The 25,598-nt window shown below is 72.9% G+C and carries 25 protein-coding genes; 16 read left to right on the forward strand and 9 right to left on the reverse strand.

Annotated elements, in window-relative coordinates; translation table 11 throughout:
* Positions 1-32 precede the first annotated feature (32 nt).
* From FGW31_RS27855 to FGW31_RS27885, 7 genes are all read left to right on the forward strand, one after another.
* Positions 33-1,490, forward strand: coding sequence for a CitMHS family transporter (locus FGW31_RS27855; RefSeq protein WP_142196305.1), 1,458 nt, complete (start codon positions 33-35; stop codon positions 1,488-1,490).
* Between the two features lie 32 nt (positions 1,491-1,522).
* Positions 1,523-2,755 carry an MFS transporter gene (locus tag FGW31_RS27860; protein WP_142196306.1) on the forward strand — a complete coding sequence of 411 codons (1,233 nt, stop codon included), beginning with the start codon at positions 1,523-1,525 and terminating at the stop codon, positions 2,753-2,755.
* Positions 2,756-3,084: 329 nt separating this feature from the next.
* Positions 3,085-3,264, forward strand: coding sequence for a hypothetical protein (locus FGW31_RS27865; protein ID WP_142196400.1), 180 nt, complete (start codon positions 3,085-3,087; stop codon positions 3,262-3,264).
* A 265-nt stretch (positions 3,265-3,529) separates the two neighbouring features.
* Positions 3,530-4,870 (forward strand): ABC transporter ATP-binding protein, encoded by a 1,341-nt coding sequence (locus tag FGW31_RS27870; protein ID WP_142196307.1) that lies wholly within the window; start codon positions 3,530-3,532, stop codon positions 4,868-4,870.
* Between the two features lie 90 nt (positions 4,871-4,960).
* The gene (locus FGW31_RS27875) at positions 4,961-6,349 is read left to right on the forward strand and encodes an aldehyde dehydrogenase family protein (RefSeq protein ID WP_142196308.1); all 1,389 of its coding nucleotides are present in this window, start codon (positions 4,961-4,963) and stop codon (positions 6,347-6,349) included.
* A 15-nt stretch (positions 6,350-6,364) separates the two neighbouring features.
* Positions 6,365-7,450 (forward strand): Zn-dependent alcohol dehydrogenase, encoded by a 1,086-nt coding sequence (locus tag FGW31_RS27880; RefSeq protein ID WP_142196309.1) that lies wholly within the window; start codon positions 6,365-6,367, stop codon positions 7,448-7,450.
* A 213-nt stretch (positions 7,451-7,663) separates the two neighbouring features.
* Positions 7,664-8,983, forward strand: a complete 1,320-nt coding sequence (locus tag FGW31_RS27885) for an MFS transporter (RefSeq protein ID WP_142196310.1) — start codon at positions 7,664-7,666, stop codon at positions 8,981-8,983.
* A gap of 67 nt (positions 8,984-9,050) precedes the next feature.
* Here FGW31_RS27885 and FGW31_RS27890 read toward each other — a convergent pair whose 3' ends face one another.
* The 3 genes from FGW31_RS27890 to FGW31_RS27900 all read right to left on the reverse strand — a co-directional run bounded on the left by FGW31_RS27890 (position 9,051) and on the right by FGW31_RS27900 (position 11,491).
* Entirely contained in the window at positions 9,051-10,010 is a 960-nt protein-coding gene (locus tag FGW31_RS27890; RefSeq protein ID WP_142196311.1) for a DMT family transporter, read from the reverse strand.
* Between the two features lie 71 nt (positions 10,011-10,081).
* Entirely contained in the window at positions 10,082-10,804 is a 723-nt protein-coding gene (locus tag FGW31_RS27895; RefSeq protein WP_182675191.1) for an ArsR/SmtB family transcription factor, read from the reverse strand.
* 45 nt (positions 10,805-10,849) lie between these two features.
* A complete protein-coding gene (locus tag FGW31_RS27900) occupies positions 10,850-11,491 on the reverse strand; it encodes a TetR/AcrR family transcriptional regulator (RefSeq protein ID WP_142196313.1) in 642 nt (213 codons plus the stop codon).
* An 88-nt stretch (positions 11,492-11,579) separates the two neighbouring features.
* Between FGW31_RS27900 and FGW31_RS27905 the strand changes: the two genes are divergently transcribed.
* The 3 genes from FGW31_RS27905 to FGW31_RS27915 all read left to right on the forward strand — a co-directional run bounded on the left by FGW31_RS27905 (position 11,580) and on the right by FGW31_RS27915 (position 13,795).
* Positions 11,580-12,731, forward strand: coding sequence for an acyl-CoA dehydrogenase family protein (locus tag FGW31_RS27905; protein ID WP_142196314.1), 1,152 nt, complete (start codon positions 11,580-11,582; stop codon positions 12,729-12,731).
* A gap of 60 nt (positions 12,732-12,791) precedes the next feature.
* The gene (locus FGW31_RS27910) at positions 12,792-13,079 is read left to right on the forward strand and encodes a YiaA/YiaB family inner membrane protein (protein ID WP_142196315.1); all 288 of its coding nucleotides are present in this window, start codon (positions 12,792-12,794) and stop codon (positions 13,077-13,079) included.
* A 77-nt stretch (positions 13,080-13,156) separates the two neighbouring features.
* A complete protein-coding gene (locus tag FGW31_RS27915; RefSeq protein WP_142196316.1) occupies positions 13,157-13,795 on the forward strand; it encodes a TetR/AcrR family transcriptional regulator in 639 nt (212 codons plus the stop codon).
* Here FGW31_RS27915 and FGW31_RS27920 read toward each other — a convergent pair.
* On the reverse strand, positions 13,786-14,247 hold the full coding sequence (locus FGW31_RS27920) for a MaoC family dehydratase (RefSeq protein WP_142196317.1): 462 nt from the start codon (positions 14,245-14,247) through the stop codon (positions 13,786-13,788). The two genes, FGW31_RS27915 and FGW31_RS27920, sit on opposite strands and share 10 nt — an antisense overlap.
* A 131-nt stretch (positions 14,248-14,378) precedes the next feature.
* Here FGW31_RS27920 and soxR point away from each other — a divergent pair, with 131 nt between their 5' ends.
* The gene (gene soxR / locus FGW31_RS27925) at positions 14,379-14,876 is read left to right on the forward strand and encodes a redox-sensitive transcriptional activator SoxR (RefSeq protein ID WP_142196318.1); all 498 of its coding nucleotides are present in this window, start codon (positions 14,379-14,381) and stop codon (positions 14,874-14,876) included.
* A 429-nt stretch (positions 14,877-15,305) separates the two neighbouring features.
* Here the strand turns inward: soxR and FGW31_RS27930 are convergent, their stop codons facing one another.
* Entirely contained in the window at positions 15,306-15,908 is a 603-nt protein-coding gene (locus FGW31_RS27930; RefSeq protein ID WP_142196319.1) for a hypothetical protein, read from the reverse strand.
* Between the two features lie 445 nt (positions 15,909-16,353).
* Positions 16,354-17,610 carry an exo-beta-N-acetylmuramidase NamZ family protein gene (locus FGW31_RS27935; RefSeq protein ID WP_182675189.1) on the reverse strand — a complete coding sequence of 419 codons (1,257 nt, stop codon included), beginning with the start codon at positions 17,608-17,610 and terminating at the stop codon, positions 16,354-16,356.
* A gap of 168 nt (positions 17,611-17,778) precedes the next feature.
* On the opposite strand from FGW31_RS27935, the gene FGW31_RS27940 reads away from it, so the two are divergent.
* From FGW31_RS27940 to FGW31_RS27950, 3 genes are read left to right on the forward strand one after another with little or no spacing between them, the layout of a single operon-like run.
* On the forward strand, positions 17,779-18,552 hold the full coding sequence (locus FGW31_RS27940; protein ID WP_142196321.1) for an SDR family oxidoreductase: 774 nt from the start codon (positions 17,779-17,781) through the stop codon (positions 18,550-18,552).
* Complete coding sequence (locus tag FGW31_RS27945; RefSeq protein WP_142196322.1) at positions 18,549-20,210, forward strand: class I adenylate-forming enzyme family protein; 1,662 nt, start codon at positions 18,549-18,551, stop codon at positions 20,208-20,210. The genes FGW31_RS27940 and FGW31_RS27945 overlap by 4 nt, the downstream gene beginning before the upstream one ends.
* 53 nt (positions 20,211-20,263) lie before the next feature.
* Complete coding sequence (locus FGW31_RS27950) at positions 20,264-20,857, forward strand: TetR/AcrR family transcriptional regulator (protein WP_142196323.1); 594 nt, start codon at positions 20,264-20,266, stop codon at positions 20,855-20,857.
* Here the strand turns inward: FGW31_RS27950 and FGW31_RS27955 are convergent.
* A complete protein-coding gene (locus FGW31_RS27955; RefSeq protein WP_142196324.1) occupies positions 20,796-21,737 on the reverse strand; it encodes a LysR family transcriptional regulator in 942 nt (313 codons plus the stop codon). The two genes, FGW31_RS27950 and FGW31_RS27955, sit on opposite strands and share 62 nt — an antisense overlap.
* Positions 21,738-21,812: 75 nt before the next feature.
* Here FGW31_RS27955 and FGW31_RS35140 point away from each other — a divergent pair, with 75 nt between their 5' ends.
* Positions 21,813-21,959, forward strand: coding sequence for a hypothetical protein (locus FGW31_RS35140; RefSeq protein ID WP_167530132.1), 147 nt, complete (start codon positions 21,813-21,815; stop codon positions 21,957-21,959).
* Between the two features lie 194 nt (positions 21,960-22,153).
* Here the strand turns inward: FGW31_RS35140 and FGW31_RS27965 are convergent, their stop codons facing one another.
* Together FGW31_RS27965 and FGW31_RS27970 are read right to left on the reverse strand one after the other, a co-directional pair.
* Positions 22,154-23,368: an acyl-CoA dehydrogenase family protein gene (locus FGW31_RS27965; RefSeq protein ID WP_142196325.1), complete on the reverse strand. Its 1,215-nt coding sequence runs from the start codon at positions 23,366-23,368 to the stop codon at positions 22,154-22,156.
* Between the two features lie 6 nt (positions 23,369-23,374).
* Positions 23,375-24,397: a phosphotransferase family protein gene (locus tag FGW31_RS27970; protein ID WP_142196326.1), complete on the reverse strand. Its 1,023-nt coding sequence runs from the start codon at positions 24,395-24,397 to the stop codon at positions 23,375-23,377.
* A gap of 198 nt (positions 24,398-24,595) precedes the next feature.
* Between FGW31_RS27970 and FGW31_RS27975 the strand changes: the two genes are divergently transcribed.
* Positions 24,596-25,546, forward strand: coding sequence for an NADP-dependent oxidoreductase (locus FGW31_RS27975; protein WP_142196327.1), 951 nt, complete (start codon positions 24,596-24,598; stop codon positions 25,544-25,546).
* Positions 25,547-25,598 lie beyond the last annotated feature (52 nt).

Consider the following 25,598-nt stretch of genomic DNA (forward strand, 5'->3'; position numbering starts at 1 on the left):
GGAGTTCAAGGGCGAACGTTAGGTGTCCATTCATGCTGACCATCCTCGGCTTCGCCATGATCGCGACCTTCCTGGTCCTGATCATGCTGAAGAAGATGTCGCCGATCGCGGCGCTCGTGCTGATACCCGCGCTGTTCTGCGTGTTCGTCGGCAAGGGCGCGCACCTCGGTGACTACGTCATCGACGGCGTGTCCAGCCTCGCCCCCACCGCGGCGATGCTCATGTTCGCGATCGTCTACTTCGGCGTGATGATCGACGTCGGTCTCTTCGACCCGATCGTCCGCGGGATCCTCCGCTTCTGCAAGGCGGACCCGATGCGCATCGTCGTCGGCACCGCGGTGCTCGCCGCGATCGTGTCCCTGGACGGCGACGGGTCCACCACCTTCATGATCACCGTCTCGGCGATGTACCCGCTGTACAAGCGCCTGAAGATGAGCCTGGTCGTGATGACGGGTGTGGCCGCGATGGCCAACGGCGTGATGAACACCCTGCCCTGGGGCGGGCCCACGGCCCGTGCGGCGACCGCGCTGAAGCTCGACGCCAGCGACATCTTCGTGCCGATGATCCCCGCCCTGCTGGTCGGCCTGCTCGGCGTCTTCTTCCTGGCGTACGTGCTCGGTCTGCGCGAGCGCAAGCGGCTCGGCGTGCTGACGCTGGACGAGGCGCTGGAGCAGGAGAAGGCCGAGGAGACGGAGACCGTGCTGGTCGGCGCGGGATCCGGTGCGGGCTCCGGCTCCGGCAAGGCGGCCCGCGCGGCCGGCGGTTCCGGCGCCGGCCCGGACGCCGCGGACACCGACGGCAAGGACACCGACGGCAAGGACGACGGCGCCACGGACGCCGACGGCGGCTTCCAGGGCCTCGACCCGAACCGCGCCACCCTGCGGCCCAAGCTCTACTGGTTCAACGCACTGCTCACGGTCGCCCTGCTCACCGCCATGATCATGGAGCTGCTGCCGATCCCGGTGCTGTTCCTGCTCGGCGCCGCCCTCGCGCTCTCCGTCAACTTCCCGCACATCCCCGACCAGAAGGCCCGGATCGCGGCCCACGCGGAGAACGTCCTCAACGTCTCCGGCATGGTCTTCGCCGCCGCCGTCTTCACCGGCGTCCTCCAGGGCACCGGCATGGTCGACCACATGGCCAAGTGGATGGTGGACGTCATCCCCGAGGGCATGGGCCCGCACATGGCCCTGGTCACCGGCCTGCTGAGCCTTCCGCTGACCTACTTCATGTCCAACGACGGCTTCTACTTCGGTGTCCTGCCCGTCCTCGCCGAGGCCGGCGCCGCGCACGGCGTCTCCCCGCTGGAGATGGCCCGCGCCTCCCTGGTCGGCCAGCCGCTGCACATGTCCAGCCCGCTCGTCCCCGCCGTGTACGTCCTCGTCGGCATGGCCAAGGTCGAGTTCGGCGACCACACCCGGTTCGTGGTGAAGTGGGCGGCCCTGACCTGCCTGCTGATCCTCGGCGCCGGATTCCTGTTCGGCATCATCTAGCTCCGGAACCCGGTTCGACAGGAGGACACGTCATGGCGCCCGGCGGGAACCGCGGCTGGCTGCTCCGGCTCGTCATCGCCTTCAGCTTCGCGCAGGGGGCGGTGTCGATGGCCCGGCCCGCCGTCTCCTACCGGGCGCTGGCCCTGGGGGCGGACGAGCGGGCCGTCGGTGTCATCGCGGGCGTCTACGCGCTGCTGCCGCTGTTCGCCGCCGTACCGCTGGGCCGGCGCACCGACCGGGGCCGCTGCGCGCCCCTGCTGCCGGCCGGCGTGGTGCTCATCTCCGGCGGCTGCGCGCTCAGCGGTGTCGCCGGCTCGCTGTGGACGATGGCCCTGTGGAGCGGGGTGATGGGCCTCGGCCACCTCTGCTTCGTCATCGGCGCGCAGTCGCTCGTCGCGCGCCAGTCGGCGCCGCACGAACAGGACCGCAACTTCGGCCACTTCACCATCGGGGCCTCGCTCGGCCAGCTGATCGGCCCCGTCGCGGCGGGCGCCCTGATCGGCGGCTCCGACATGGCCCGCAGCAGCGCGCTCGCCCTGCTCGTCGCCGGAGCGGGCGGCGCGGCCGCGCTGACCTCGCTGTGGCGCATAGAGCGACCCGGCGCCCGCGCGTCGCGAGCGGAGCGGGCCGAACGGGTGCCGGTGCGCGGCATCCTGCGCGCCCGCGGCGTACCCGCGGGCATCCTCATCAGCCTGGCCGTGCTGTCCGCGACCGACATCCTCACCGCGTACCTGCCGGTGGTCGGCGAGCACCGGGGTATCGACCCGGCCGTGGTCGGTCTCCTGCTCAGCCTGCGCGCGGCCGCCACCATCGCCTGCCGGCTGGTGCTCACCCCGCTGCTGCGGCTGCTCGGCCGCACGGTGCTGCTGACGGTGACCTGCCTGCTGGCGGCGCTGCTGTGCGCGGGTGTCGCGCTGCCGGTGCCGGTGTGGGCGCTGGCGCTGATCCTGGCCGTCCTCGGTTTCTGCCTGGGGGTCGGCCAGCCGCTGTCGATGACGACGGTCGTCCAGGCGGCGCCCGCCGGCGCCCGCTCCACCGCCCTCGCCCTGCGCCTGACCGGCAACCGCCTCGGCCAGGTCGCCGCGCCGGCGGCGGCGGGTCTGATCGCCGGAGTCGCGGGCGTGGCGGCCCCGTTCGTGATGCTCGGCGCCCTGCTGTTCCTCTCCGCGGGCGTCGCCCTGCGCGCCCCGTCCGCATCCACGGAGGACCCTGCGGACACCCGGACGAGCACCGGGACCCGGCCCCGGCGCCGCACGGCTCGCTGACCGGCGGGCCGCAGGCGTGCCGGGCCGGTGCCCGGCCGCCGGCGTTCGGTGGGGCACCGTCGGCGGTTCCCGGAGCGATCGGCCGGCCGGACGCCCTCCGGGCGCCGGTGGCCGGCGCGCTTTCCCGGATCCGCCCGTCGGCCGGGTGCGCCACAGACCCTTGGCCGGTGGCCGGTGGCCGGTGGCCGGTGGCCGGTGGCCGGTGGCCGGTGGCCGGTGGCCGGTGGCCCGTGGCGGGTGGCGGGACCGGGCTGGGAGGATGGCGCGGTCGTACACGAGGTGCGGGGCGGGCCGTGAGGCGGGTGCCCGGCACGACCTGGGGGAACCGCATGCTGCTGATCGTCCTGTCCGGTGCTCTCGTCCTCGCCGTCGGAGGATGCGTCTGCGTCGTCCTGGCGGCCCGGGGCGGTCCGCGCTGGGTGCGCGGCGTGGCGAAGGCGACCCTGCTGGCGGGCGAACTGCTGCGGTCGGGCGACTCGCGCGGCCGGTCGGGAAGCGGGGACGACTGACGGGCGGGGCGGGGTGAAGGAGAGGGCGGGGCGGAGCCGAAGGACGGGGCGGCCGACCGGGTAAGCGGGTGCGGCCCGCCGCTCCGGGTGCTGAATCTGGACGTCCGCTTTCTCACGCATCGGACGGTGCGCCCAATTCCCTGTCGTTCTCTTCCCCCGGCCGCCTACTTTCCGTTAACTTCCGTGACTCACACGCCCGTACGACCCGCACGAGGCGTCCGACCGCGGAGCACCAGCGCCCTGATGAGCCCCCGGGGGCACCCTCATGACACGCGCCATCTCCCTGCACGACGTGAGCAAGGCCTACACGCGGGGCGCCCGCGTGGTGGACCGGCTGTCGCTGGACATCGCGCCGGGCGAGTTCCTCGTCCTGCTCGGCCCGTCCGGCTGCGGCAAGTCCACCGTGCTCCGGATGATCGCCGGCCTGGAGGACATCGACGAGGGCCTGCTGTTCCTCGACGGCGAGTACGGCAACGACCTGCCCCCGTCCGAGCGGGACATGGCGATGGTGTTCCAGAACTTCGCCCTGTACCCGAGCATGACCAGCCGCGACAACATCGGCTTCCCGCTGCGCATCGAGGCGCCCGGCACCGACCCGGCCCCGCGCGTGGACGCCACCGCCCGCATGCTCGGCATCGAGGACCTCCTCGACCGCTTCCCGGCCCAGCTCTCCGGCGGCGAACGCCAGCGGGTCGCCATGGGCCGGGCCATCGCCCGCCACCCCTCCGCGTTCCTGATGGACGAGCCGCTGTCCAACCTCGACGCCAAGCTCCGCAACCATCTGCGCGCCGAGATCTCCCAGCTCACCCGCGAGCTGGGCGTCACCACCGTGTACGTCACCCACGACCAGTCCGAGGCGATGTCGCTCGGGGACCGCGTCGCCGTGCTGCGCGGCGGCGTCCTCCAGCAGGTCGGCACCCCGCGCGCCGTCTACTCCCTGCCGAGCAACGTCTTCGTCGCCGCCTTCATCGGCACCCCGCGCATCAATCTGCTGCGCGGCCTGGTCCGCGCCCCGCTCGACGGGGCGATGACCATCAGCCTGGGCAAGCAGTTCCTGCGGCTGCCCGAACCGCTCTCCCTGGACCACCAGCTGCTTCGGGTGCAGCAGGGCCGCGAGGTCATCGTGGGCCTGCGCTCCGAGGCCGTCCGCATCGCCAAGCCGGCCGCCGCCCGCCCCGGCGAGGTGGTGCTCACCGGTCTGGTGGAACACCTGGAGTTCCAGGGCCACGAGGTCCTGGTCCACTTCAACACCGGGTCCCGTCCCGCCGTCGTACCCGAACTGGAGGCCCCGCGCCCGCGCCCCGGCCGCACCACCCGGCGCCGCCGCCGCGACGGCACGGTCCTGGACCGCCTGCGGGAGCGGGCGGGCGGCCTGCGGGCCGGGCCCGTGGTGGCCCTCGACGACCCGGAGCCGGCCGGTCCGGCGCCCGCCGCACCGGAGCCGCGGGTGCCCGGTGACCTCATCGTCCGCACCACCCCGGACATCAGCCTGCGGCACGGCATGCAGGTGCCCCTCCTCGTCGACCTCGCCCATCTGTTCGTCTTCGACCACAACGGCGAACGGATCTGCCCGAACCCGGCCCGGCTGCCCGACCTGGAGGAGTGACACCGGCGCGCGGGCGTCCCTCTGGCGCAGAAAAACTAACATCGCTAGTTTAGGGCTCGGCAGACGACGCCCCGCTCCGGAGGAAGCGCGATGAAGGCATACGACGGCATGTACATCGGCGGCGCCTGGCGCCCCGCCGCGGGACCGGACGTGATCGAGGTCGTGAACCCGGCCGACGAGCAGGTGTTCGCCACCGTCCCGGCGGGCACCGTGGAGGACGTCGACGCGGCCGTCCGCGCCGCCCGCGCCGCCCTCCCGGCCTGGGCCGCCACCCCGCCCGCCGAGCGCGCCGCCCGCCTGAGCGCCCTGCGGGACGTGCTCGTGGCCCGGCAGGCCGAGATCGCCGAGACGGTGACCGCCGAACTCGGGTCGCCGCCCAAGCTCTCGCAGACCGTCCACGCCGGTGTGCCGATCGCCGTGGCCGGTTCGTACGCCGAGCTGGCGGCGACGTACGCCTTCGAGGAGCGGACCGGCAACTCGACGGTCCTGCACGAGCCCGTCGGCGTGGTCGGCGCGATCACCCCCTGGAACTACCCGCTGCACCAGATCGTCGCCAAGGCCGCTCCGGCCCTCGCGGCCGGCTGCACCGTCGTCGTCAAGCCCGCCGAGGACACCCCGCTGGTGGCCCGGCTGTTCGCCGAGGCCGTGCACGAGGCCGGGGTCCCGGCGGGCGTGTTCAACCTCGTCACCGGCCTCGGCCCGGTGGCCGGCCAGGCCCTCGCCGAACACCCCGGCGTCGACCTGGTCTCCTTCACCGGCTCCACCGCCGTCGGCCGCCGCATCGGCGCCGTCGCCTCCGGCATGGTGAAGAAGGTCGCCCTCGAACTCGGCGGCAAGTCCGCCAACGTCATCCTGCCGAGCGCCGACCTGGCCCGCGCCGTCAACGTCGGTGTCGCCAACGTGATGTCCAACTCCGGCCAGACGTGCAGCGCCTGGACCCGCATGCTGGTCCACCGCGACCGCTACGACGAGGCCGTGGAGCTCGCCGCGGCCGCCGCCGCCAAGTACGGCGACCGCATCGGCCCGCTCGTCAACGCCCGGCAGCGGGACCGCGTGCGCGGCTACATCGAGAAGGGCGTCGCCGAGGGCGCCCGGCTGGTCGCCGGCGGCCCCGAGTCCCCCCACGAGCGGGGCTACCACGTCAGCCCCACGGTCTTCGCCGACGTCACCGAGGAGATGACCATCGCCCAGGAGGAGATCTTCGGCCCGGTCCTGTCGATCCTGCGCTACGAGGACGAGGAGGACGCGCTGCGCATCGCCAACGGCACCGTGTACGGCCTGGCCGGCGCGGTCTGGGCCGGTGACGAGGCGGAGGCGGTGGCCTTCGCCCGCCGCATGGAGACCGGCCAGGTCGACATCAACGGCGGCCGCTTCAACCCCCTCGCGCCGTTCGGCGGTTACAAGCAGTCCGGCGTGGGCCGCGAACTCGGCGTGCACGGCCTGACCGAGTACCTCCAGACCAAGTCCCTCCAGTTCTAGGGGAGTCGAATCGCCATGGCCGTACGTGCCGCAGTCCTGCCCGCCGTGGGCGCCCCGCTGGAGATCACCGGGATCGACCTGCCCGAGCCCGGTCCCGGCCGGGTCCGCATCCGGCTCGCCGCCGCCGGGGTCTGCCACTCCGACCTGTCCCTGTCCGACGGCACCATGCGCCTGCCGGTGCCGGCCGTCCTCGGTCACGAGGGCGCCGGCACGGTCGTCGCCGTCGGCGAGGGCGTCACCCATGTCGCGCCCGGTGACGGTGTGGTCCTCAACTGGGCCCCGTCCTGCGGCGCCTGCCCCGCCTGCGCGCGCGGCGAGGTCTGGCTGTGCGCCGGCGCCCTGGACGGCGCCGCCGAGGTGCACGCCCGCCGCACCGACGACGGCACCGACCTGTACCCCGGCCTGAACGTCGCCGCGTTCGCCGAGGAGACGGTGGTGGCCGCGTCCTGTGTGCTGCCCGCACCGGACGGCGTTCCGCTCACCGACGCCGCCCTGCTCGGCTGCGCCGTGCTCACCGGCTACGGCGCGGTCCACCACTCCGCGCAGGTGCGGCCGGGCGAGAGTGTCGCGGTGTTCGGCGTCGGGGGAGTGGGGCTGGCGGCCCTGCAGTCGGCGCGGATCGCCGGCGCCTCCACGATCGTCGCCGTCGACGTCTCCCCGGAGAAGGAGGAACTGGCCCGCTCCGCGGGAGCCACCGAGTACGTCGTCGCCTCGGACACCACCGCCCGGCAGATCCGCGCCCTCACCGGCAAGCAGGGCGTGGACGTGGCCGTCGAGTGCGTCGGCCGGGCGGTCACCATCCGTACGGCCTGGGAGTCCACGCGGCGCGGCGGACACACCACGGTCGTCGGCATCGGCGGCAAGGACCAGCAGGTCACCTTCAACGCCCTGGAGATCTTCCACTGGGGCAGGACCCTGTCCGGCTGCGTCTACGGCAACTCCGACCCGGCCCGGGACCTCCCGGTGCTCGCCGACCACATCAGGGCCGGCCGCCTCGACCTGGGCGCCCTGGTGACCGAACGGATCACCCTGGACGGCATCCCGGCCGCCTTCGACACCATGCTCGCGGGCAAGGGCGGACGGGCGGTGGTGGTCTTCTAGCCCGGAACGGCCACCGGACCAGGCTCCTTCACCCCGGCCCCGTCACGAGGCCGGGGTCCGAGCCGTGCCCGCGCGACCCGGTCCCGTGCCGTGTACAGGTGAAATTCGCGCCGCGCGACCCGTTGACGCCCATACCGTCCGGTCAGTACGTTCCCCGGAACCCGGGCCTCCTGTTCCGCTGTTCCGTCCCCGCACCCCTCGGAGTGTGCACGTATGGACACCGCACCTTCCGCCCAACCGCTCACCACCACCCCCGCCGCACCCAACCGCCGCAGGGTCGCCACCGCCGCGGCCCTCGCCTCGGCCGTCGAGTGGTACGACTACTTCGTCTTCGGCATCGCCGCCGCACTGGTGCTGGGCGATCTGTACTTCCCCGCCGGCAGCCCCACCGCCGGGGTCCTCGCCTCCTTCGCCACCTTCGCCGTCGGTTTCCTCGCCCGGCCCCTCGGCGGCATCGTCGCCGGCCACCTCGGCGACCGGCGCGGCCGCAAGCCGATGCTGGTCCTCGCGCTCACCCTGATGGGCCTGGCCACCACCGGCATCGGCCTGCTCCCCACGTACGACACGATCGGCGTCGCCGCCCCGGTCCTGCTCGTGCTGCTCCGCGTCGCCCAGGGCGTCGCGGTCGGCGCGCAGTGGGGCGGCGCGATGCTGCTGGCCACCGAGTACGCACCCGAGGGCAAGCGCGGGGTGTACGGCAGTGTCGTCCAGCTCGGCGTCCCGATCGGCGTGGTGACCGCCAACACCGTGTTCCTGCTGGCCGGCGCGTTCACCACGGACAGCGCCTTCACCGCCTGGGGCTGGCGCCTGCCGTTCCTGATCGGCCTGTTCGTCCTCGTCCTCGCCTGGTACATCCACACCCGCGTCGAGGAGACCCCCGAATTCCGGGAGGCCGAACGCCTGTTGGCGGAGAAGGAGAAGGACGGTCACGGCTCCCCGCTGCGCACCATCCTGCGCGGCCACCTCGGCACGGTGCTGCTGGCCGGCGGCTCCTTCGCCGTCAACACCGCCACGTTCTACATCCTGATCACCGGCGTCCTCGACTACACGACCCGCGAACTGGACATGGACCGGGGCGCGGTGCTCACCGTCTCCCTCTGCGTCAGCCTCACCCAGCTCGTGCTGATCCCGGCCTCCGCCGCCCTGTCCGACCGGGTCGGCCGCATCCGGATCTACACCTGGGGCGCGGTCGGCATCGCCGTGTGGGCCGTACCGATGTTCCTGCTGATCGACACCGGCTCGCTGCTGTGGCTCGCGGTCGGCACCTTCGTCGCCAGCTGCTTCCTGAGCATCATGTACGGCCCCCAGGCGGCCCTGTTCGCCGAGCTGTTCACGCCCGAGATGCGCTACACCGGTGCCTCCCTCGGCTACCAGATCGCCGCCGTGGGCGGGGGCGGGCTCGCGCCGTTCGTCATGGTGCTGCTGCTGGAGACCACGGGCACGTCGATGGCCGTCGCCGGCTACATCGTCGCGCTGGCGGTCGTCGCGCTGGCCTCCATCAAGGTCCTGGCGGACCGGGCCCGTTCCCGCTGAGCCCCGTCCCGCCCGCCCGGCCGCTCTCCCCGCGTCCCGTCCCGTCCGGTGCCCGGGCCCGCCGTGCTCACGCCGGGTCCCGGGCCCGGTCCGGCCGCGGCTCCCCGGCCTTCCCACGGCCGCCGGCCGCCGCACCGGACCGGGACCGCGACACCGCCACACCCGCCAGGCACAGCGCACCGCCCACCAGGGTGAGCGGGCCCGGCACCTCGCCGAGCGCCAGCCACGACATCAGCACGACCAGCGCGGGCACCGCGTACGTCGTCGCCCCCATCCGGCCGGCGGTCGTCCGGGCCAGGGCGTAGGCCCAGGTGGTGAACGCGAGGGCGGTCGGGAAGACGCCCAGGTACACCATGTTGAGCGTGGCGGAGGCGGGTGCGTCGGCGACCTCGCCCACGAGCTGCCCGGTGAACGGCAGACAGGCCATCGCTCCCACCAGACAGCCGTACGTCGTCACCTGCAGCGGGCTCGCCGCGCCCAGCGCCGGCTTCTGCGCGACGACCCCGGCCGCGTACGCCACCGCCGCCAGCAGGCAGAGCACCACCCCGAGCACCGAGGAGCCGCCCTCGCCGGACATCGACAGCCCGACCGTCACCGCGCCGGCGAACGACACGGCCATGCCCGCCAGCAGTCGCGGCGGCAGCGAGTCACCGAGCAGCCGGGCGCCGAGCAGGGCGATGAGAATCGGCCCGACGTTCACCACCAGCGCGGCCGTCCCCGCGTCGACCTGCTGCTCGCCCCAGTTGAGGGCCACCATGTAGAACCCGAACCACAGCAGCCCCGAGAGCAGGATCCCCCGCCGGGCGGCCCTCGGCGGCAGCCCTTCCCGCCGCAGCAGACAGATCACCCCCAGCGTCAGCGCCCCGGCCAGCAGCCGCCCGAGTGCGAGCGCCCCCGGCGAGTACGCGGTCCCGGCGCTGCGGATGGACACGAAGGCGGAGGCCCACAGCACGACGGTGACGCCGGCCGCGCAGGCCGCCTTCAGCTCCGCGCGACGGCCGGGACCCGAGGTGGAGACGTGCATCATGCTCCCGAGGTCAGGAGGGGAGGAGGGCGGGACGCTCGCGGATTCCGGACGCCGGCCTGCGGGCCCGCGGGTCACCGCAGCGCCTCCGTCCCGATCCCCAGCAGGTCGTACAGCGCGCGTTCGCCCGTCTCCGTCACCTTCACCGCCCGCTCGGATCCGATGCGGACGCACCAGCGTGCGTGAAGGGCGTGCCGGCACAGGGCGGCGCCCGCGACTCCGGCGAGGTGGGGGCGGCGTTCGGTCCAGTCCAGGCAGGCGCGCGCCAGCGGCCGGCGGCCGCGCCGGTCGAGGTCGATCCCGGCCGCGGCGAACCAGCGCAGGCCCGCGTCGGTGAGCGCGAACCCGGTGTCCTGGCGCAACAGCCCCCGCGCGGCGAAGGCGTCCGTGACGGTGATGCCGAGCCGCCCGGCGAGATGGTCGTAGCAGGTGCGCCCGCGGGCCATGGCCGACCCGGCGTTCGTCTGCCGCAGGGTGCGCGGACGCTCTGCGGCACCCGGGGCGACCTGCGCGGCCAGGTCCTCCACCAGCTGGGCGACCCCGGCGTCGGCCAGCCGTACGTACCGGTGCCGCCCCTGTCGCTCCTCGGCCAGCAGCCCGCCCGCGACCAGCTTGCCCAGGTGCTCGCTCAGCGTGGAGGCGGCGACACCGCAGGTCCGGGCCAGCTCGCCCGCCGTCCAGGCCCGGCCGTCCAGCAGGGCCAGCAGACACGCGGCCCGGGTCTCGTCGGCGGCCAGCGCGGCGAGCCGGGCCAGCCCCGGCGCCCGGGGGTCCTTGGTGGTCATGCCCTCCAGCATGCGGCAGGGACGCTTCGGCGCTCACCGAAGTGTCCGGGAGCCCGGCTAAGCGCCGCCCGTGACCTGCTCGTACTGCAGGGCAAGCCCGTCCAGCAGGGCCGTCAGGCCGGTCTCGAAGGCCCGCTCGTCGATCTTCTCCTGCTGCTCGGCGAGCAGGTGGGCCTGGCCGAGGTGCGGGTAGTCGGCCGGGTCGTAGGCGCTCGCGTCGTCCACGAAGCCGCCCGCGAAGGAACCGAGCGCGGAGCCCATGATGAAGTACCGCATCAGCGCGCCGATGGAGGTGGCCTGCGCGGGCGGCCAGCCGGCCTCGACCATCGCGCCGTAGACCGCGTCGGCGAGCCGCAGCGCCGCCGGCCGGCGGCCCGGGCCGCGGGCGAGTACCGGGACGATGTTGGGGTGGTCGCGCAGCGCCGCCCGGTAGGAGACCGCCCAGTCGTGCAGCGCGGTCCGCCAGTCCCGGCCGTCCTCGAACATCGACAGGTCGACCAGCGCGCTCACCGAGTCGGCCACCGCCTCCAGGATCTCGTCCTTGGTGCGGAAGTGGTTGTAGAGCGAGGGACCGCTCACCCCCAGCTCCGCGGCGAGCCGGCGCGTGGAGACGGCCGCCAGGCCCTCGGTGTCCACGAGCGCACGCGCGGTCTCCACGATCCGGTCGGTGCTGAGCAGGGGCTTGCGCGGTCGGGCCATGGCGCACATAGTAGGGCTGCGACCATAAACTAGCAGTGCTAATTTAAAGGTCCGGAATTCAAGCGGCTTTCACTTGGGGTGACTCGGTATGAACCTGGAGCTCAGCGAGGAACAGGAGGCGGTCCGCCGGCTCGCCCGGGACTTCGTGGAGCGTGAGGTCGTGCCGCACGCGACCGCCTGGGACCGCGCCGAGCAGGTCGACCGGGGCATCGTGAAGAAGCTCGGCGAGGTCGGCTTCCTCGGGCTGACGGTCGACGAGGAGTACGGCGGCTCCGGCGGCGACCACCTCGCGTACTGCCTGGTCACCGAGGAGCTCGGGCGCGGCGACTCCGCCGTGCGCGGCATCGTCTCCGTGTCCCTCGGCCTGGTCGCCAAGACCATCGCCGCCCGGGGCAGCGAGGAGCAGAAGCGCACCTGGCTGCCGGGCCTCACCTCCGGCGCGTACGTCGGCTGCTTCGGCCTCACCGAGCCGGGCACCGGATCCGACGCCGGCAGCCTCACCACCCGCGCGGTGCGGGACGGCGGCGACTACGTGATCAACGGCACCAAGATGTTCATCACCAACGGCACCTGGGCCGACGTCGTCCTGCTCTTCGCCCGCTCCACCGACGCCCCCGGCCACCAGGGCGTCTCCGCCTTCCTCGTCCCGGCCGACGCCCCGGGACTGACCCGCCGCACCGTCCACGGCAAGCTCGGCCTGCGCGGCCAGGCCACCGCCGAACTGGTCCTCGAGGACGTGCGGGTGCCCGCCTCCGCGATGCTGGGCGAGGAGGGCAAGGGCTTCTCGGTCGCCATGTCCGCCCTCGCCAAGGGACGGATGTCGGTCGCGGCCGGCTGCGTCGGCATAGCCCAGGCCGCCCTGGACGCGGCCGTGCGGTACGCCGGGGAGCGCGAGCAGTTCGGGAAGACCATCGCCCACCACCAGCTCGTCCAGGAACTGATCAGCGACATCGCCGTGGACGTCGACGCGGCCCGGCTGCTGACCTGGCGGGTCGCGGACCTGATCGACCGCGGGCAGCCGTTCGCCGTCGAGTCCTCCAAGGCCAAGCTCTTCGCCTCCGAGGCCGCCGTCCGCGCCGCCAACAACGCCCTCCAGGTCTTCGGCGGCTACGGCTACATCGACGAGTACCCGGCCGGCAAACTCCTGCGCGACGCCCGCGTGATGACCCTCTACGAGGGCACCAGCCAGATCCAGAAGCTGGTCATCGGCCGTGCGCTGACGGGCGTTTCGGCGTTCTGAGTACGCGTCTGAGTATCCGAGCGGATGTGGCCGCGGCCACATCCGCCGACCCTTGTCCCCATGAGCGACACACCGGTCAAGCAGCAGAGCACGGCCGCCTTCTACGGTCAGGCCGTCGCGTCCTTCGCGGTCGCCCTGGGCGCCACCGCGGTCGGCATCTTCAACCTGCAGACGGACGCGTGGGTCCGTGCCTTCCTGGCCATCGCGGTCCTGTACCTCGTCACCTCCGCCTTCACCCTGGCCAAGGTGATCCGCGACCGCCAGGAGGCCGGCCAGATCGTGAACCGGGTCGACCAGGCACGGCTGGAGAAGCTGCTTGCCGAGCACGACCCGCTGCAGAAACTGTGATCTTCGCGCCGGGCTCGCTAAGCGCCCGCTCACCCTCGGCGGTATGGTGTTACTCCTGCCGGTGAATGGGGTGAGCGATGAGTACGGCGCAGGAGACGGCCGACGGCGAGGCGCAGCCGTGGGGTGAGGTCACGCCCGACGCGGCCCGGCGGCTGCTGCTCGCCGCCGTGGAGGCGTTCGCGGAGCGCGGCTACCACGCCACGACGACCCGTGACATCGCCGGCCGCGCCGGGATGAGTCCGGCCGCGCTGTACATCCACTACAAGACCAAGGAAGAGCTGCTCCACCGCATCAGCAGGATCGGCCACGAGAAGGCCCTGGACATCCTGCGCACGGCCGCGCGCGCCGAGGGCAGCGCGACCGAGCGGCTCGCCGACGCGGTCAGCTCCTTCGTCCGCTGGCACGCGGGCGGCCGGACCACCGCCAAGGTCGTGCAGTACGAACTCGACTCGCTCGGCCCCGAGGCCCGCGCCGAGATCCTCGGACTGCGCCGGCAGGTCAACGCCGAGGTGCGCGGCATCATCGAGGACGGCGTCCGCTCCGGGGAGTTCGACGTGGTCGACGTGCAGGGCACCACCCTCGCCGTGCTCTCCCTCTGCATCGACGTGGCCCGCTGGTTCAACGTCAACGGCCCCCGCACGCCGGAGGAGGTCGGCGCGCTCTACGCCGACCTCACGCTCAGGATGGTCGGGGTCGCCGACGCCGGTCAGAGGTAGTAGCGGGCCACCGACTCCGCCACGCACACCGGCTTCTCGCCGCCCTCGCGCTCCACGGTGAACGCCGTGGCCACCTGCACGCCGCCCGGCACCTCGTCGACGGCGGTGATCGTCGCGGTGGCCCGCACCCGGGAGCCGACCGGCACCGGGGCCGGGAAGCGCACCTTGTTGGTGCCGTAGTTGACGCCCATCTTCACGCCCTCGACGGAGATCAGCTGCGGCCCGAACAGGGGCAGCAGCGACAGCGTCAGGTATCCGTGCGCGATGGTCGTCCCGAAGGGGCCCGCGGCGGCCTTCTCCGGGTCCACGTGGATCCACTGGTGGTCACCGGTGGCCTCGGCGAACAGGTCGATCCGCTTCTGGTCGACCTCCAGCCAGTCGGTGTATCCCAGCTGCTCGCCCACCGCCGCCTTCAGGTCGTCGACGGACGTGAAGATCCTCGGCTCTGCCATGTCCCGGCCTCTCGCGTCACGTAGTCGCAGGCACGTTCCGGCGCACCTGCCTAAGCAACTGCTTAGCATGGTCGGCGCAGGGGTCCCTGTCAACGGACGGGGCACCGGACGGGGTCGGTAGGGTTCGAGGGGTGCAACGGATTCCAGAGAAGATCCACGAGCTCACGGTCGGCCAGCTCTCCGACCGCAGCGGCGCCGCCGTCTCGGCCCTGCACTTCTACGAGTCCAAGGGCCTGATCAGCAGTCGCCGCACCTCGGGCAACCAGCGGCGCTACACCCGTGACACCCTGCGCCGCGTCGCCTTCATCCGTGCCGCCCAACGCGTCGGCATCCCACTGGCCACCATCCGCGAGGCGCTCGCCGAACTCCCCGAGGAGCGCACGCCCACCCGCGAGGACTGGGCCCGCCTCTCCGAGGCCTGGCGCTCCGAGCTGGACGAGCGCATCAAGCAGCTCAACCGCCTGCGCGACCACCTCACGGACTGCATCGGCTGCGGGTGTCTCTCCCTGGACGGCTGCGTCCTGTCCAACCCGGACGACGTCTTCGGCGAAAGCCGCGCGGGCTCCCGTCTGATGCCCGAGAACGGCACGGGCCGCCGCCGCGGGACCGGCCGGCGACGCACCGGCTGACCACCGGGCCGCGGGCCACACTCGGCCACCGGCCTCCGCCCGGCCGTCGGTTCTCGCCAGGCCGTCGGTCTCCGCCAGGTCGTCGAGTGTCCGCTCGGCTGTCGGCCTCCGCCAGGTCGTCGGTGTCCGCTCGGCCACCGGCCACCGGCCACCGGCCTCCGCCAAGCCGCCGGTTTCCGCCCGGCGCCGTCGGGTTTCGCCCGGACGCTTCTCCGCCAGGTCGTCGGTGTCCGCTGGGCCGCCGGTCTCCGCTCGCCACCGGCCTCCGACCGGCCGTCGGACACGGCGTGCCCGCGTGTGCCGCGCCGGCCGTGCATGCCGTACGTCGGGGCCCGCGCGCCGGGGTCCCGGACGGCCGGTGCGGGCTTCAGGGGTCAGCGGGGGTGCGACCGGGCGGGCGCACCCCCGCGCCCCGACGCTCTCTGTCGCTCAGGCGGACACCAGCAGCCGCGCCCGCCGGGCGTCCGCCAGTGCCGCGGGGGTGAGCACGGGACGCGGGACCAGGATTCCGCAGTCCGTGCACACCGGTCCGGTCGACGGCTCGTGGTCCAGGTCGTACCGCCACATGAGCCGTTCCCCCCGGCACACGGGGCAGGACGTACCCGGCTCGCGCTCCAGCGCGGCGATCAGCCGCCGCAGCACCTCGGCCAGGGGCTCCCGCGGATGCACCCGCGGATCGTCGCACCAGGCCACACCGAAACCGCCCCAGGTCAGCCGGTGCCAGTCGTCCACACTGCCCGGCCGGCGCAACCCGTCGTGCTTCTCCTTCCTGCGGCGCTCGGCGAACTCCACCTCATAGGCCAGCCAGACCGCCCGGGCCTCCTCCAGTTCGTCCAGTGCGGCCACGAGCCGCGCCGGGTCGACGGAGCGGTCCTCGGGATCGAACCCGGCCCGCGAGCACAGATGGTCCCAGGTCGCACGGTGCCCGTAGGGAGCGAACCGCTCCAGGCACTTGCGCAGCGAGTAGCGCCGCAGCGCCAGATCGCACCGTGGATCTCGGACCTGTCTCGCCAGACTTCGGAAACCGGCCATCGTCCTGCACCTCCGTCACACCTGCACCTGTAATCCGGTCACTTCGGCGTCGTCGAACGGACGTCGCCGAATAGACGTATCGACACGCGAATCGGCTCCATCCTTTTTTCGATGGCCCCCGGCAGCCGGTCGCAGGGACGTGCGGGCCAACTTCCTTGGCCCGTGCTTCAGTTGTGGTCGCTCATGGGGAGATACCGGCGGTAACCCGCTCCGTGCCCTCCCGTGCGGAAGAGCGTCTCCTCGACAGCCCGATAACTCCCCACGGCTTCCACGGGTTCCTGAAGCGGCCCCCGATATGCACACCGGCCGCTGCCGCCCCGCCCCGGGGCGGGCCCTTCGGAAACGTCCGTGACCGTGACATCGCAGGTCGGCGCGCGGCACTGCCCGCAAACGGACGGCGGCGGGCCGCTTCCCGCAGCCCGCCGCCGTTGTGTGTCCCGCCCGCTCAGCGGTAGAGCAGGTACTCCTGCCGTATCCGCCGGAAGGCCGCCAACTCCTCCTGCCAGCCGGCCACCACCTCGTCCGTGTCCGCCCCCGCGTCGATCATCGTGCGCACCAGGGTGGAACCGGTGAGCTTGTCGATCCAGTGGTCCGGGCGCCAGGCGAAGCCGCTGAACGACCGCTTGGCCGTGACCAGCAGTCCGATCCCGGTCCGCACCGGGTCGAACGCCTCGCGGTCGTGCACATGCAGCTGCACGCCCCCGATGGTCTTGCCCTGGAACTTGGAGAACGTCGGCGCGAAGTACGCCTCCCGGAACCGCACGCCGGCCATCTCCAGCTCGTTCGCCGCGGCCGCCCAGCGCCCCTCGATCCCCTCGGCGCCCAGCAGCTCGAACGGCCGGGTGGTGCCGCGCCCCTCGGACAGGTTGGTGCCCTCGAACAGGCACGTCCCCGCGTACACCAGCGCCGTCTCGGGCGTCGGCATGTTCGGGCTCGGCGGCACCCACGGCAGCCCGGAGGCGTCGTAGAAGTCCGACCGCTTCCAGCCCGACATCCGCACGGTCTCCAGCTCCACCGGCGCGTCGAGGAACTCCGCGTTGAACAGCAGCGCCAGCTCCGCCACCGTCATCCCGTGCGCCTGGGAGACCGGCTGCCGCCCGACGAAGGTCGCGAACTCCTTGTGCAGCACCGGCCCCAGCGCCGCCCGCCCGGTCACCGGGTTCGGCCGGTCGAGCACGACGAACCGCTTGCCCGCGAGCCGCGCCGCCTCCATGCAGTCGAACAGCGTCCAGATGTACGTGTAGAACCGCGCGCCCACGTCCTGTATGTCGAAGACGACCGTGTCCACGCCGGAGGCGGTGAAGACGTCGGCCAGCGGAGCGCCGCTCTTCAGGTAGGTGTCGTAGACGGGCAGGCCGGTCGCCGGGTCGTCGTAGCGGCCCTCGGAGCCGCCCGCCTGGGCCGTCCCGCGGAAGCCGTGCTCGGGGCCGAAGACGGCGATGAGATCGACACGGTCGTCGGCGTGCATGACGTCGACGAGGTGCCGTACGTCCCGGGTGATGCCCGTCGGGTTGGTGACGACGCCCACGCGTTGCCCGTCGAGCAGCGCGTAACCGTCCGCGGCGAGCCGTTCGAACCCGGTGCGCAGCCGCCGGCCGCCGCCCTCCGTCCCGGCCCGCCCCGCAGCGGCCTGCGCGGGCACCGCGCCGGCCGCGACCGCGGCCGTGGTGGTGGCGAGCAGGCTCCGTCTGGACAGCTTCATACAGTGACCTCCGTGATCGCGGCCGGTGTCATGACCACGCACGCTAGCGCGCCTGACGGCCCCGGGGAACGAAGCGGACCGACCTCGCGCGGAACACCCCTTCCGCCCTCCATACCGACCGGTTAGTCTGTCGCCGGTAGCAGCCGGGAGCCGCGTCGAAGGAGACCGATGGTGCAAACCGTGCAGGATGCGAAGGTGGTCGTCACCGGAGCCGGAGGCGGCATCGGAGCGGCGCTCGCCCGCCGCTTCGCCGCCCAGGGGGCACGGGTCGTCGTCAACGACCTGGACGCCGACCGGGCGAAGGCCGTCGCCGAGGAGATCGGCGGCCTCGCCGTCCCGGGCGACGCCTCCACGATCGTCGCCGAGGCCCGCGACGCCCTCGGCGGGACGGTCGACGTCTACTGCGCCAACGCCGGCGTCGGCCGCGACGGCGGCGAGCCCGGCGAACCGCTCGACGAGCAGGGCTGGGCGCTCTCCTGGGACGTCAACGTGATGGCGCACGTCCGCGCGGCGCACACGCTGCTCCCGGACTGGCTGGAACGCGGCAGCGGCCGCTTCGTCTCCACCGTCTCCGCCGCCGGACTCCTCACCATGATCGGCACCGCTCCGTACAGCGTCACCAAGCACGGCGCCTACGCCTTCGCCGAGTGGCTGTCGCTGACCTACCGCCACCGCGGGATCAAGGTCCACGCGATCTGCCCGCAGGGCGTGCGCACCGACATGCTCGACGCCAGCGGCAGCGCCGGCGCACTCGTCCTCGAGCCGACCGCGATCGAACCGGAGGACGTGGCCGACGCCCTCTTCCGCGGCATCGAGGAGGACCGCTTCCTGATCCTGCCGCACCCGGAGGTCGCCGAGTACTACCGGGCCCGCGCCGGCGACCCCGACCGCTGGCTCACCGGCATGAACCGCCTCCAGCAGCAGTGGGAGGCGACCCGGTGACCGGCTCCCGCTACGCCGCCAAACCCTGGCTGTCCCTCCTCACCGACGCCCAGCGCGCCCCCGTCGACCCCGCCGACTCCCTGGTGCACGCCCTGCGCCGGACGGCCGCCGAGACCCCCGAGCGCACCTTCCTCGCCTACTTCGACGGCCGTCTGACCTACCGGGAGGCCGACGAGCTCAGCGACTCCGTCGCCGGACACCTCGCCGCCCGCGGCCTGGAGCGCGGCGACCGGGTGGCGATCCTGCTGCAGAACTCCCCGCTCTTCGTGCTCGCCCTGCTCGGCGCGTGGAAGGCGGGCGCGGTGGTGGTGCCAGTCAATCCGATGTACAAGTCGGGCGAGGTGACCCACGTCCTGCGGGACGGCGACGTGGCCGCGCTGATCTGCTCCGACCGGGCCTGGGAGACGTACCTGCGCGAGACGGCCGCCGGCTCACCGGTGCGGATCGTGCTCACCGCCTGCGAGCTGGACTTCCAGACCCGCGGCGACACCCGCGTGCTCACCTTCGAGCGGCTGCCGCAGGCACCGGACGCCGACGACCTCACCACCGTCGCCCGGCAGGGCCACCGGCCTCCCGAGAACCGCGACCCCGCGCCCGACGGCACGGCCCTCATCAGCTACACCTCGGGCACCAGCGGCACCCCCAAGGGCGCCACCAACACGCACCGCAACATCATGTACAACGCCGAACGGCAGCGCACCGGCCTCGGCCTGCCCGAGGCGCCCGTGTACTTCGCGCTCGCGCCGCTGTTCCACATCACCGGCATGGTGTGCCAGCTCGGCGCCTGCCTGAACAGCGCCGGCACGCTCGTCCTGGCCTACCGCTTCGAGGCCGGTGTGGTGCTGGACGCCTTCGCCGAGCACCGGCCGCACTACACCGTCGGCCCGTCCACGGCCTTCATGGCGCTGGCCGCCCACCCCGGCGCGAGCCGCGACCACTTCTCCTCCTTCCGGGTGATCTCCTCCGGCGGCGCCCCGCTGCCGCCCGCCCTGGTGGAGAAGTTCCGGGCCGGTTTCGGGCCGTACATCCGCAACGGCTACGGGCTGACCGAGTGCACCGCGCCCTGCGCCTCCGTCCCGCCGCACCTGGAGGCGCCCGTGGACGAGGCCTCCGGCACGCTGGCGGTGGGCGTGCCCGGGCCCGACACCGTCGTGCGGATCGTGGACGACCGCGGCGAGGAGCTGCCCTTCGGCGAGCAGGGCGAGATCGTGGTGCGCGGGCCGCAGGTCGTTCCCGGGTACTGGGGACGGCCCGACGCCACCGCCGAGACCTTCCCGGACGGCGAGCTGCGCACCGGCGACATCGGCTTCATGGACGAGCGGGGCTGGCTCTACGTCGTCGACCGCAAGAAGGACATGATCAACGCGTCCGGTTTCAAGGTGTGGCCGCGCGAGGTCGAGGACGTGCTCTACACGCACCCGGCGGTCCGCGAGGCCGCCGTCGTGGGCGTGCCCGACGGGTACCGCGGGGAGACCGTCAAGGCCTTCATCAGCCTGCGCCCCGGAACGGAGGCGGACCCGGCCGCGCTCGCCGCGTACTGCAAGGAGAGACTGGCCGCCTACAAGTATCCGCGCCAGGTGGAGATCCTGCCGGACTTGCCGAAGACGGCGAGTGGGAAGATCCTCCGTCGGGAACTGCGTTCCCCGGCCCACGACTGACCCACGGCTGACCCACGACAACGACGAGCGACACGGAAAGGCGGGTGGCGGCAGTGCCCAGGACCACGGACGGGGACGGTACGCCGGTGCCGCAGCGGCTCCTGGCCGCCGCCACCCGGCTCTTCGCCGAGCAGGGCTACGACCGCACCTCCGTGCAGGAGATCGTCGAGGCGGCCGGCGTCACCAAGGGAGCGCTCTACCACTACTTCGGCTCCAAGGACGACCTGCTGCACGAGGTGTACGCGCGCGTGCTGCGCCTCCAGCAGGAACGCCTGGACCACTTCGCGGACGCCGACGAACCGATCGAGAAGCGGCTGCGCGGCGCGGCGGCCGACGTCGTCGTCACCACGATCGAGAACCTCGACGACGCGTCGATCTTCTTCCGCTCCATGCACCACCTGAGCCCGGAGAAGAACAAGCAGGTGCGCGCCGAGCGCCGCCGCTACCACGAACGCTTCCGCGCGCTGATCGAGGAGGGCCAGCGGGCGGGCGTCTTCTCCACGGCGACCCCGGCCGACCTCGTGGTCGACTACCACTTCGGCTCCGTGCACCACCTGTCGACCTGGTACCGCCCCGACGGCCCGCTCAGCCCCCAGGAGGTCGCCGACCACCTGGCCGACCTGCTGCTGCGGGCGCTGCGCCCCTAGGGACGTCCCCGCCGCGCGTCAGGTGATCGAGCAGGGCCGCCGCCGCGGGGTTGCGTGGCCGCGGCCCGCGCCCGGCCAGCACCACCGTGCGCCCCGGATCCGGCTGCCGCACCGCCACGCACGGCAGTCCCGCCCGCTCACCGATCGGCCGCGGCACGAACGCCACCCCGATCCCGGCCCGCACCAGCTCCACCAGCAGTCCGGCCTGCGTCACGTCGCAGGTGATCCGCCGCCGGAGCCCGCAGTGCGCGGCCAGCCGCCGCACCGCCGTCTCCAGCCCGGTCCCCGCGCGGAAGTCCACGAACGGCTCCTCGGCGAGATCCCTGACCAGGGTCCGCCCGGCCGCCGCCAGCGGATGCCCCGGCGCCGTGATCAGCACCAGCTCCTCGTGCCAGGTCGCGTGCACCGCCAGCCCCTCCGGCAACTCCCGCGCGTCCGGCGCGAGATACGCCAGGTCCAGCTCGCCCGCCCGCAGCGCCTCGGTCAGTTCGTCCACCGTGGCGTCCCGGACGGAGACCTGGATCCCGGGGAACTCCTGGTGGAAGGCGGCCAGTTCGCCGGGCAGATCGACGCAGGTCAGCGTCTGGATGGTGCCGATGGCCACCCGGCCGGTGTGCAGCCCGGCCACCGCCGCCACCGCCTCCCGCGCGGACCGCGCCCCGGCCAGCAGCGCCCGCGCCTGCGGCAGCAGTGCGCGCCCGGCCTCGGTGAGCACGACCTTCCGGCCGGTGCGGTCGAACAGATCGGCGCCCAGCTCCCGTTCCAGATCGCGGATCGAGGTGCTGAGCGCCGACTGCACGATCAGCTCGGCGCGGGCGGCGGCGGTGAAGCTTCCCTCGGTGACGACCGCCATGAAGTGGCGGAGCTGACGGATCTCCATCCATCGATTCTAGAGATCGAGCCCAGCGAAACCATCTGTTGGACCGCTGGGCCGGCACGAACCGATGCTGAGCGCATGGATCTCGTACCGGCCCTGTGGACCAGCGCCCACGCTCCCGACGCCCCCGCCGCGCGCCGCCTCGTGGCCCGCACGCTGCTGCGCCTGCGCGACTTCCTGCGCACCCTGGCGCTGACGGACCACACGCCGTCCGGCGGCTACTAGGGCCTGTCGTTTGGATCATGTCGGTTTCGCGGGGCGTGGCACGCACATCTGCAGCGTTGTCGTCGGTTGTCGACGCTCCGCGTCGCCGCCCTCCTCCGCCTTGCAGCTGCACGCACCACGCCCCGCTCGGGTGGGCTTAGAAGCGCTGCGTCTCCCAGCCGACCTGATCCAAAACGACAGACCCTAGCGGGGTTCTACCGGTACTTCTTCAGCTCGCGCCGCGCCAGCGACCGCTGGTGCACCTCGTCCGGGCCGTCGGCGATCATCAGCGTGCGGGCGCCGGCGTACAGCTCGGCCAGCGGGAAGTCCTGGCTGACGCCGCCCGCGCCGTACAGCTGGATCGCCCGGTCGAGGATGCCGACGACCGTGCGCGGCGTGGCGATCTTGATGGCCTGGATCTCGGTGTGGGCGCCCCGGTTGCCGACGGTGTCCATCATCCAGGCCGTCTTCAGCACCAGCAGCCGCAGCTGCTCGACCGCCACGCGCGCATCGGCGATCCAGTTCTGCACCACGCCCTGCTGCGCCAGCGCCTTGCCGAACGCGTCCCGGGCCACCGCCCGCCGGCACATCAGCTCGATGGCCCGCTCGGCCATGCCGATCAGCCGCATGCAGTGGTGGATCCGGCCGGGACCGAGCCGGGCCTGGGCGATGGCGAAACCGCCGCCCTCCTCGCCGATCAGGTTCGACACCGGCACCCGCGCTTCGTCGAAGACCACCTCGGCGTGGCCGCCGTGGTAGTGGTCCTCGTAGCCGAACACCTGCATGGCGCGCCTGATGGTGACGCCGGGCGTGTCGCGCGGGACGAGGACCATGGACTGCTGGCGGCGGATGTCCGCACCGTCCGGGTCGGTCTTGCCCATCACGATGAAGATCCGGCAGTCCGGGTGCATGGCCCCGGAGATGTACCACTTGCGGCCCGTGACGACGTACTCGTCGCCGTCCCGCCGGATGTGCGTGGTGATGTTGGTGGCGTCCGAGGAGGCGACGTCCGGCTCGGTCATCGCGAACGCCGAGCGGATCTCCCCGGCCAGCAGCGGCTCCAGCCACTGCTTCTTCTGCGCCTCGTCGCCGAACTGCGCCAGCACCTCCATGTTCCCGGTGTCCGGTGCGGCGCAGTTGGTGACGGTCGGCGCCAGCTGCGGGGAGCGGCCGAGGATCTCGGCGAGCGGGGCGTACTGGAGGTTGGTCAGTCCGGCACCGTACTCGGAGTCGGGCAGGAACAGGTTCCACAGCCCCTGCCTGCGGGCCTCGGCCTTCAGCTCCTCCACCACGGGCGGGGTCGCCCACGGCGAGTCCAGTGCCGCGCGCTGCTCGTGCACCACCGGCTCGGCGGGCAGGACGTGCTCGTCCATGAAGGCGAGGAGTTTGGCGCGCAGCTCCTCGGTGCGCGCGTCGAACGCGAAGTCCATGTCCTGTCAGCCTTCCTGAAGAGTGGTCAGACCGTGCTCGATGAAGACGGGCACCAGGTCGCCGATGCGGTCGAAGCCGCGTCCGACGGTCCGGCCCAGGGTGTAGCGGTAGTGGATGCCCTCGAGGATCACGGCGAGCTTGAACCAGGCGAACGCCGTGTACCACGACACCCCGGTCACGTCGCGGCCCGAGCGTGCGGCGTACCGCTCGACCAGTTCGGCCGGCGAGGGGTGTCCCGGGGCCTCGGCGGTGGTGGAGACGGGGGAGTCCGGCGCGCCCAGCGGCATGCTGTACATCACCAGCAGACCGAGGTCGGTCAGCGGATCGCCGAGGGTGGACATCTCCCAGTCGAGGATCGCCCTGATCCGGTCGTCCGTACCGATCAGGACGTTGTCGAGACGGTAGTCGCCGTGCACCACCGTCGGCGCGGGGGAGCGGGGCAGTTCGCGGCCGAGCGTGGCGTGCAGCTCGTCGATGCCGGGCAGGTCCCGGTTGCGGGAGGCGTCGAGCTGCTTGCCCCAGCGCCGCAACTGCCGGTCCAGGAAGCCCTCGGGGCGGCCGAAGTCCGCCAGGCCCGCCTCGCCGGGATCCACGGCGTGCAGTTCGACCAGTGCGTCCACCAGGTTCAGCACCACGTCCCGGGTGCGGTCCGGCCCGAGCGGGAGGAGCTGGTCGGCGGTGCGGTACGGGGTGCCGTCGACGAACTCCATGACGTAGAAGGGCGCCCCGAGCACGTCCTCGTCCTCGCACAGCAGCAGGGTGCGCGGCACCGGTACGGCGGTGGGGTGCAGGGCGCTGATCACCCGGTGCTCCCGCTTCATGTCGTGCGCGGTGGCGAGGACGTGGCCGAGCGGTGGCCGCCGTACGACCCAGCGGGAGGTGCCGTCGGAGACCGCGTACGTGAGGTTCGACCTGCCGCCCTCGATCAGCCGGCCGGAGAGCGGGCCGTTCACCAGGCCGGGCCGCTCCCGTTCGAGCAGGCCGAGCAGCCGGTCGAGATCGAGTCCGGGCGGGTGGTCGGGGCTCATCGTCGCTCCTACGGGCAGGTGAACAGTACCCGCTCATGATGCCGACCGGTCGGTATGCCGTCCAGGGTGGGGACGAAACGTGACCGGGGCCACGATAGGCGTTCGCCGCCTGTCACCCGGCGTCCGGCCGCCACGCGAACGGCGTACATCCGCCCATTCGGGTTGCGCGGTCCGGGCCGACCCCGGAGGGTCGGACCCATGAAGGCGATCAGCTACTCACGGTACGGCGGTCCCGAGGTGCTGGAGTTCGGGGAGGTCGCAGATCCCCGGGTGGGCCCGGACTCGGTCCTGGTGGAGGTGCGGGCGGCGGCCGTCAACCCGGTGGACTGGAAGTGCCGCGAGGGCCATCTGGACCAGGCGCTGCGCTCCGTCTTCCCGGTCGTTCCCGGCTGGGACGTCTCCGGCGTCGTCGTGCGCACCGGGCCCGCCGTCCCGGAGTTCGCCGCCGGTGACGAGGTCATGGGCTATGTGCGTACGGACGTGCTGTCCGGCGGCACCTTCGCCGAGTACGTGGCCGCCCCGGTGCGGACGCTGGCGCCCAAGCCGCGCAACCTGTCCTTCGAGGAGGCGGCCGGACTGCCGTTGGTGGGGCTCACCGCCTTCCAGGTGCTGCACCGGATCCTGGAGGTCAAGCGGGGCGAGACGGTCCTGGTGCACGCCGCGGCCGGCGGCGTCGGCTCCGTCGCCGTCCAGCTCGCCGCCCACCTCGGCGCCCGGGTCATCGGCACGGCGAGCGCCCGCAACCACGACTTCGTGCGCGGGCTGGGCGGGGAGCCGGTCGGTTACGGCGAGGGCCTGGCCGAGCGGGTACGGGGGCTGGCGCCCGAGGGTGTGGACGCGGTCTTCGACGTCGTCGGCGGCGACGCGCTGAAGGCGTCCGCGAACCTCCTCGCCCCCGACGGCCGCCTGGCGTCGATCGTGGACCCGGCGGTGGTGGACTACGGCGGACGGTACTGGTTCGTCCGCCCGGACCCGCAGGACCTGCGGCGCCTGTCGGAACTCGCGGAAGCGGGCACGGTGAGCGTGCACGTCGCGGAGACCTTCCCGCTGTCCCGGGCGGCGGAGGCCCACCGCCTGAGCGAGCAGGGCCGGACCCGGGGCAAGATCGTGGTCACGGTGGACCGTCCGGGCCGGTCCGACGGGAACTGAGCCTCGTACGGCGGGAGTTTGCGGTCCACGCGCCGGGAGCCGGGGTGCGTGC

The sequence above is a fragment of the Streptomyces calvus genome (assembly GCF_006782915.1).
Lineage (GTDB): Bacteria > Actinomycetota > Actinomycetes > Streptomycetales > Streptomycetaceae > Streptomyces > Streptomyces calvus.

What these genes read in the sequence shown, in the direction of transcription:
- FGW31_RS27855 (WP_142196305.1), top strand. Translation starts at nt 33, where the DNA reads ATGCTGACCATCCTCGGCTTCGCCATGATCGCGACCTTCCTGGTCCTG.
- FGW31_RS27860 (WP_142196306.1), top strand. Translation starts at nt 1,523, where the DNA reads ATGGCGCCCGGCGGGAACCGCGGCTGGCTGCTCCGGCTCGTCATCGCC.
- FGW31_RS27865 (WP_142196400.1), top strand. Translation starts at nt 3,085, where the DNA reads ATGCTGCTGATCGTCCTGTCCGGTGCTCTCGTCCTCGCCGTCGGAGGA.
- FGW31_RS27870 (WP_142196307.1), top strand. Translation starts at nt 3,530, where the DNA reads ATGACACGCGCCATCTCCCTGCACGACGTGAGCAAGGCCTACACGCGG.
- FGW31_RS27875 (WP_142196308.1), top strand. Translation starts at nt 4,961, where the DNA reads ATGAAGGCATACGACGGCATGTACATCGGCGGCGCCTGGCGCCCCGCC.
- FGW31_RS27880 (WP_142196309.1), top strand. Translation starts at nt 6,365, where the DNA reads ATGGCCGTACGTGCCGCAGTCCTGCCCGCCGTGGGCGCCCCGCTGGAG.
- FGW31_RS27885 (WP_142196310.1), top strand. Translation starts at nt 7,664, where the DNA reads ATGGACACCGCACCTTCCGCCCAACCGCTCACCACCACCCCCGCCGCA.
- FGW31_RS27890 (WP_142196311.1), bottom strand. Translation starts at nt 10,010, where the DNA reads ATGATGCACGTCTCCACCTCGGGTCCCGGCCGTCGCGCGGAGCTGAAG.
- FGW31_RS27895 (WP_182675191.1), bottom strand. Translation starts at nt 10,804, where the DNA reads ATGCTGGAGGGCATGACCACCAAGGACCCCCGGGCGCCGGGGCTGGCC.
- FGW31_RS27900 (WP_142196313.1), bottom strand. Translation starts at nt 11,491, where the DNA reads ATGGCCCGACCGCGCAAGCCCCTGCTCAGCACCGACCGGATCGTGGAG.
- FGW31_RS27905 (WP_142196314.1), top strand. Translation starts at nt 11,580, where the DNA reads ATGAACCTGGAGCTCAGCGAGGAACAGGAGGCGGTCCGCCGGCTCGCC.
- FGW31_RS27910 (WP_142196315.1), top strand. Translation starts at nt 12,792, where the DNA reads ATGAGCGACACACCGGTCAAGCAGCAGAGCACGGCCGCCTTCTACGGT.
- FGW31_RS27915 (WP_142196316.1), top strand. Translation starts at nt 13,157, where the DNA reads ATGAGTACGGCGCAGGAGACGGCCGACGGCGAGGCGCAGCCGTGGGGT.
- FGW31_RS27920 (WP_142196317.1), bottom strand. Translation starts at nt 14,247, where the DNA reads ATGGCAGAGCCGAGGATCTTCACGTCCGTCGACGACCTGAAGGCGGCG.
- FGW31_RS27930 (WP_142196319.1), bottom strand. Translation starts at nt 15,908, where the DNA reads ATGGCCGGTTTCCGAAGTCTGGCGAGACAGGTCCGAGATCCACGGTGC.
- FGW31_RS27935 (WP_182675189.1), bottom strand. Translation starts at nt 17,610, where the DNA reads ATGAAGCTGTCCAGACGGAGCCTGCTCGCCACCACCACGGCCGCGGTC.
- FGW31_RS27940 (WP_142196321.1), top strand. Translation starts at nt 17,779, where the DNA reads ATGGTGCAAACCGTGCAGGATGCGAAGGTGGTCGTCACCGGAGCCGGA.
- FGW31_RS27955 (WP_142196324.1), bottom strand. Translation starts at nt 21,737, where the DNA reads ATGGAGATCCGTCAGCTCCGCCACTTCATGGCGGTCGTCACCGAGGGA.
- FGW31_RS35140 (WP_167530132.1), top strand. Translation starts at nt 21,813, where the DNA reads ATGGATCTCGTACCGGCCCTGTGGACCAGCGCCCACGCTCCCGACGCC.
- FGW31_RS27965 (WP_142196325.1), bottom strand. Translation starts at nt 23,368, where the DNA reads ATGGACTTCGCGTTCGACGCGCGCACCGAGGAGCTGCGCGCCAAACTC.
- FGW31_RS27970 (WP_142196326.1), bottom strand. Translation starts at nt 24,397, where the DNA reads ATGAGCCCCGACCACCCGCCCGGACTCGATCTCGACCGGCTGCTCGGC.
- FGW31_RS27975 (WP_142196327.1), top strand. Translation starts at nt 24,596, where the DNA reads ATGAAGGCGATCAGCTACTCACGGTACGGCGGTCCCGAGGTGCTGGAG.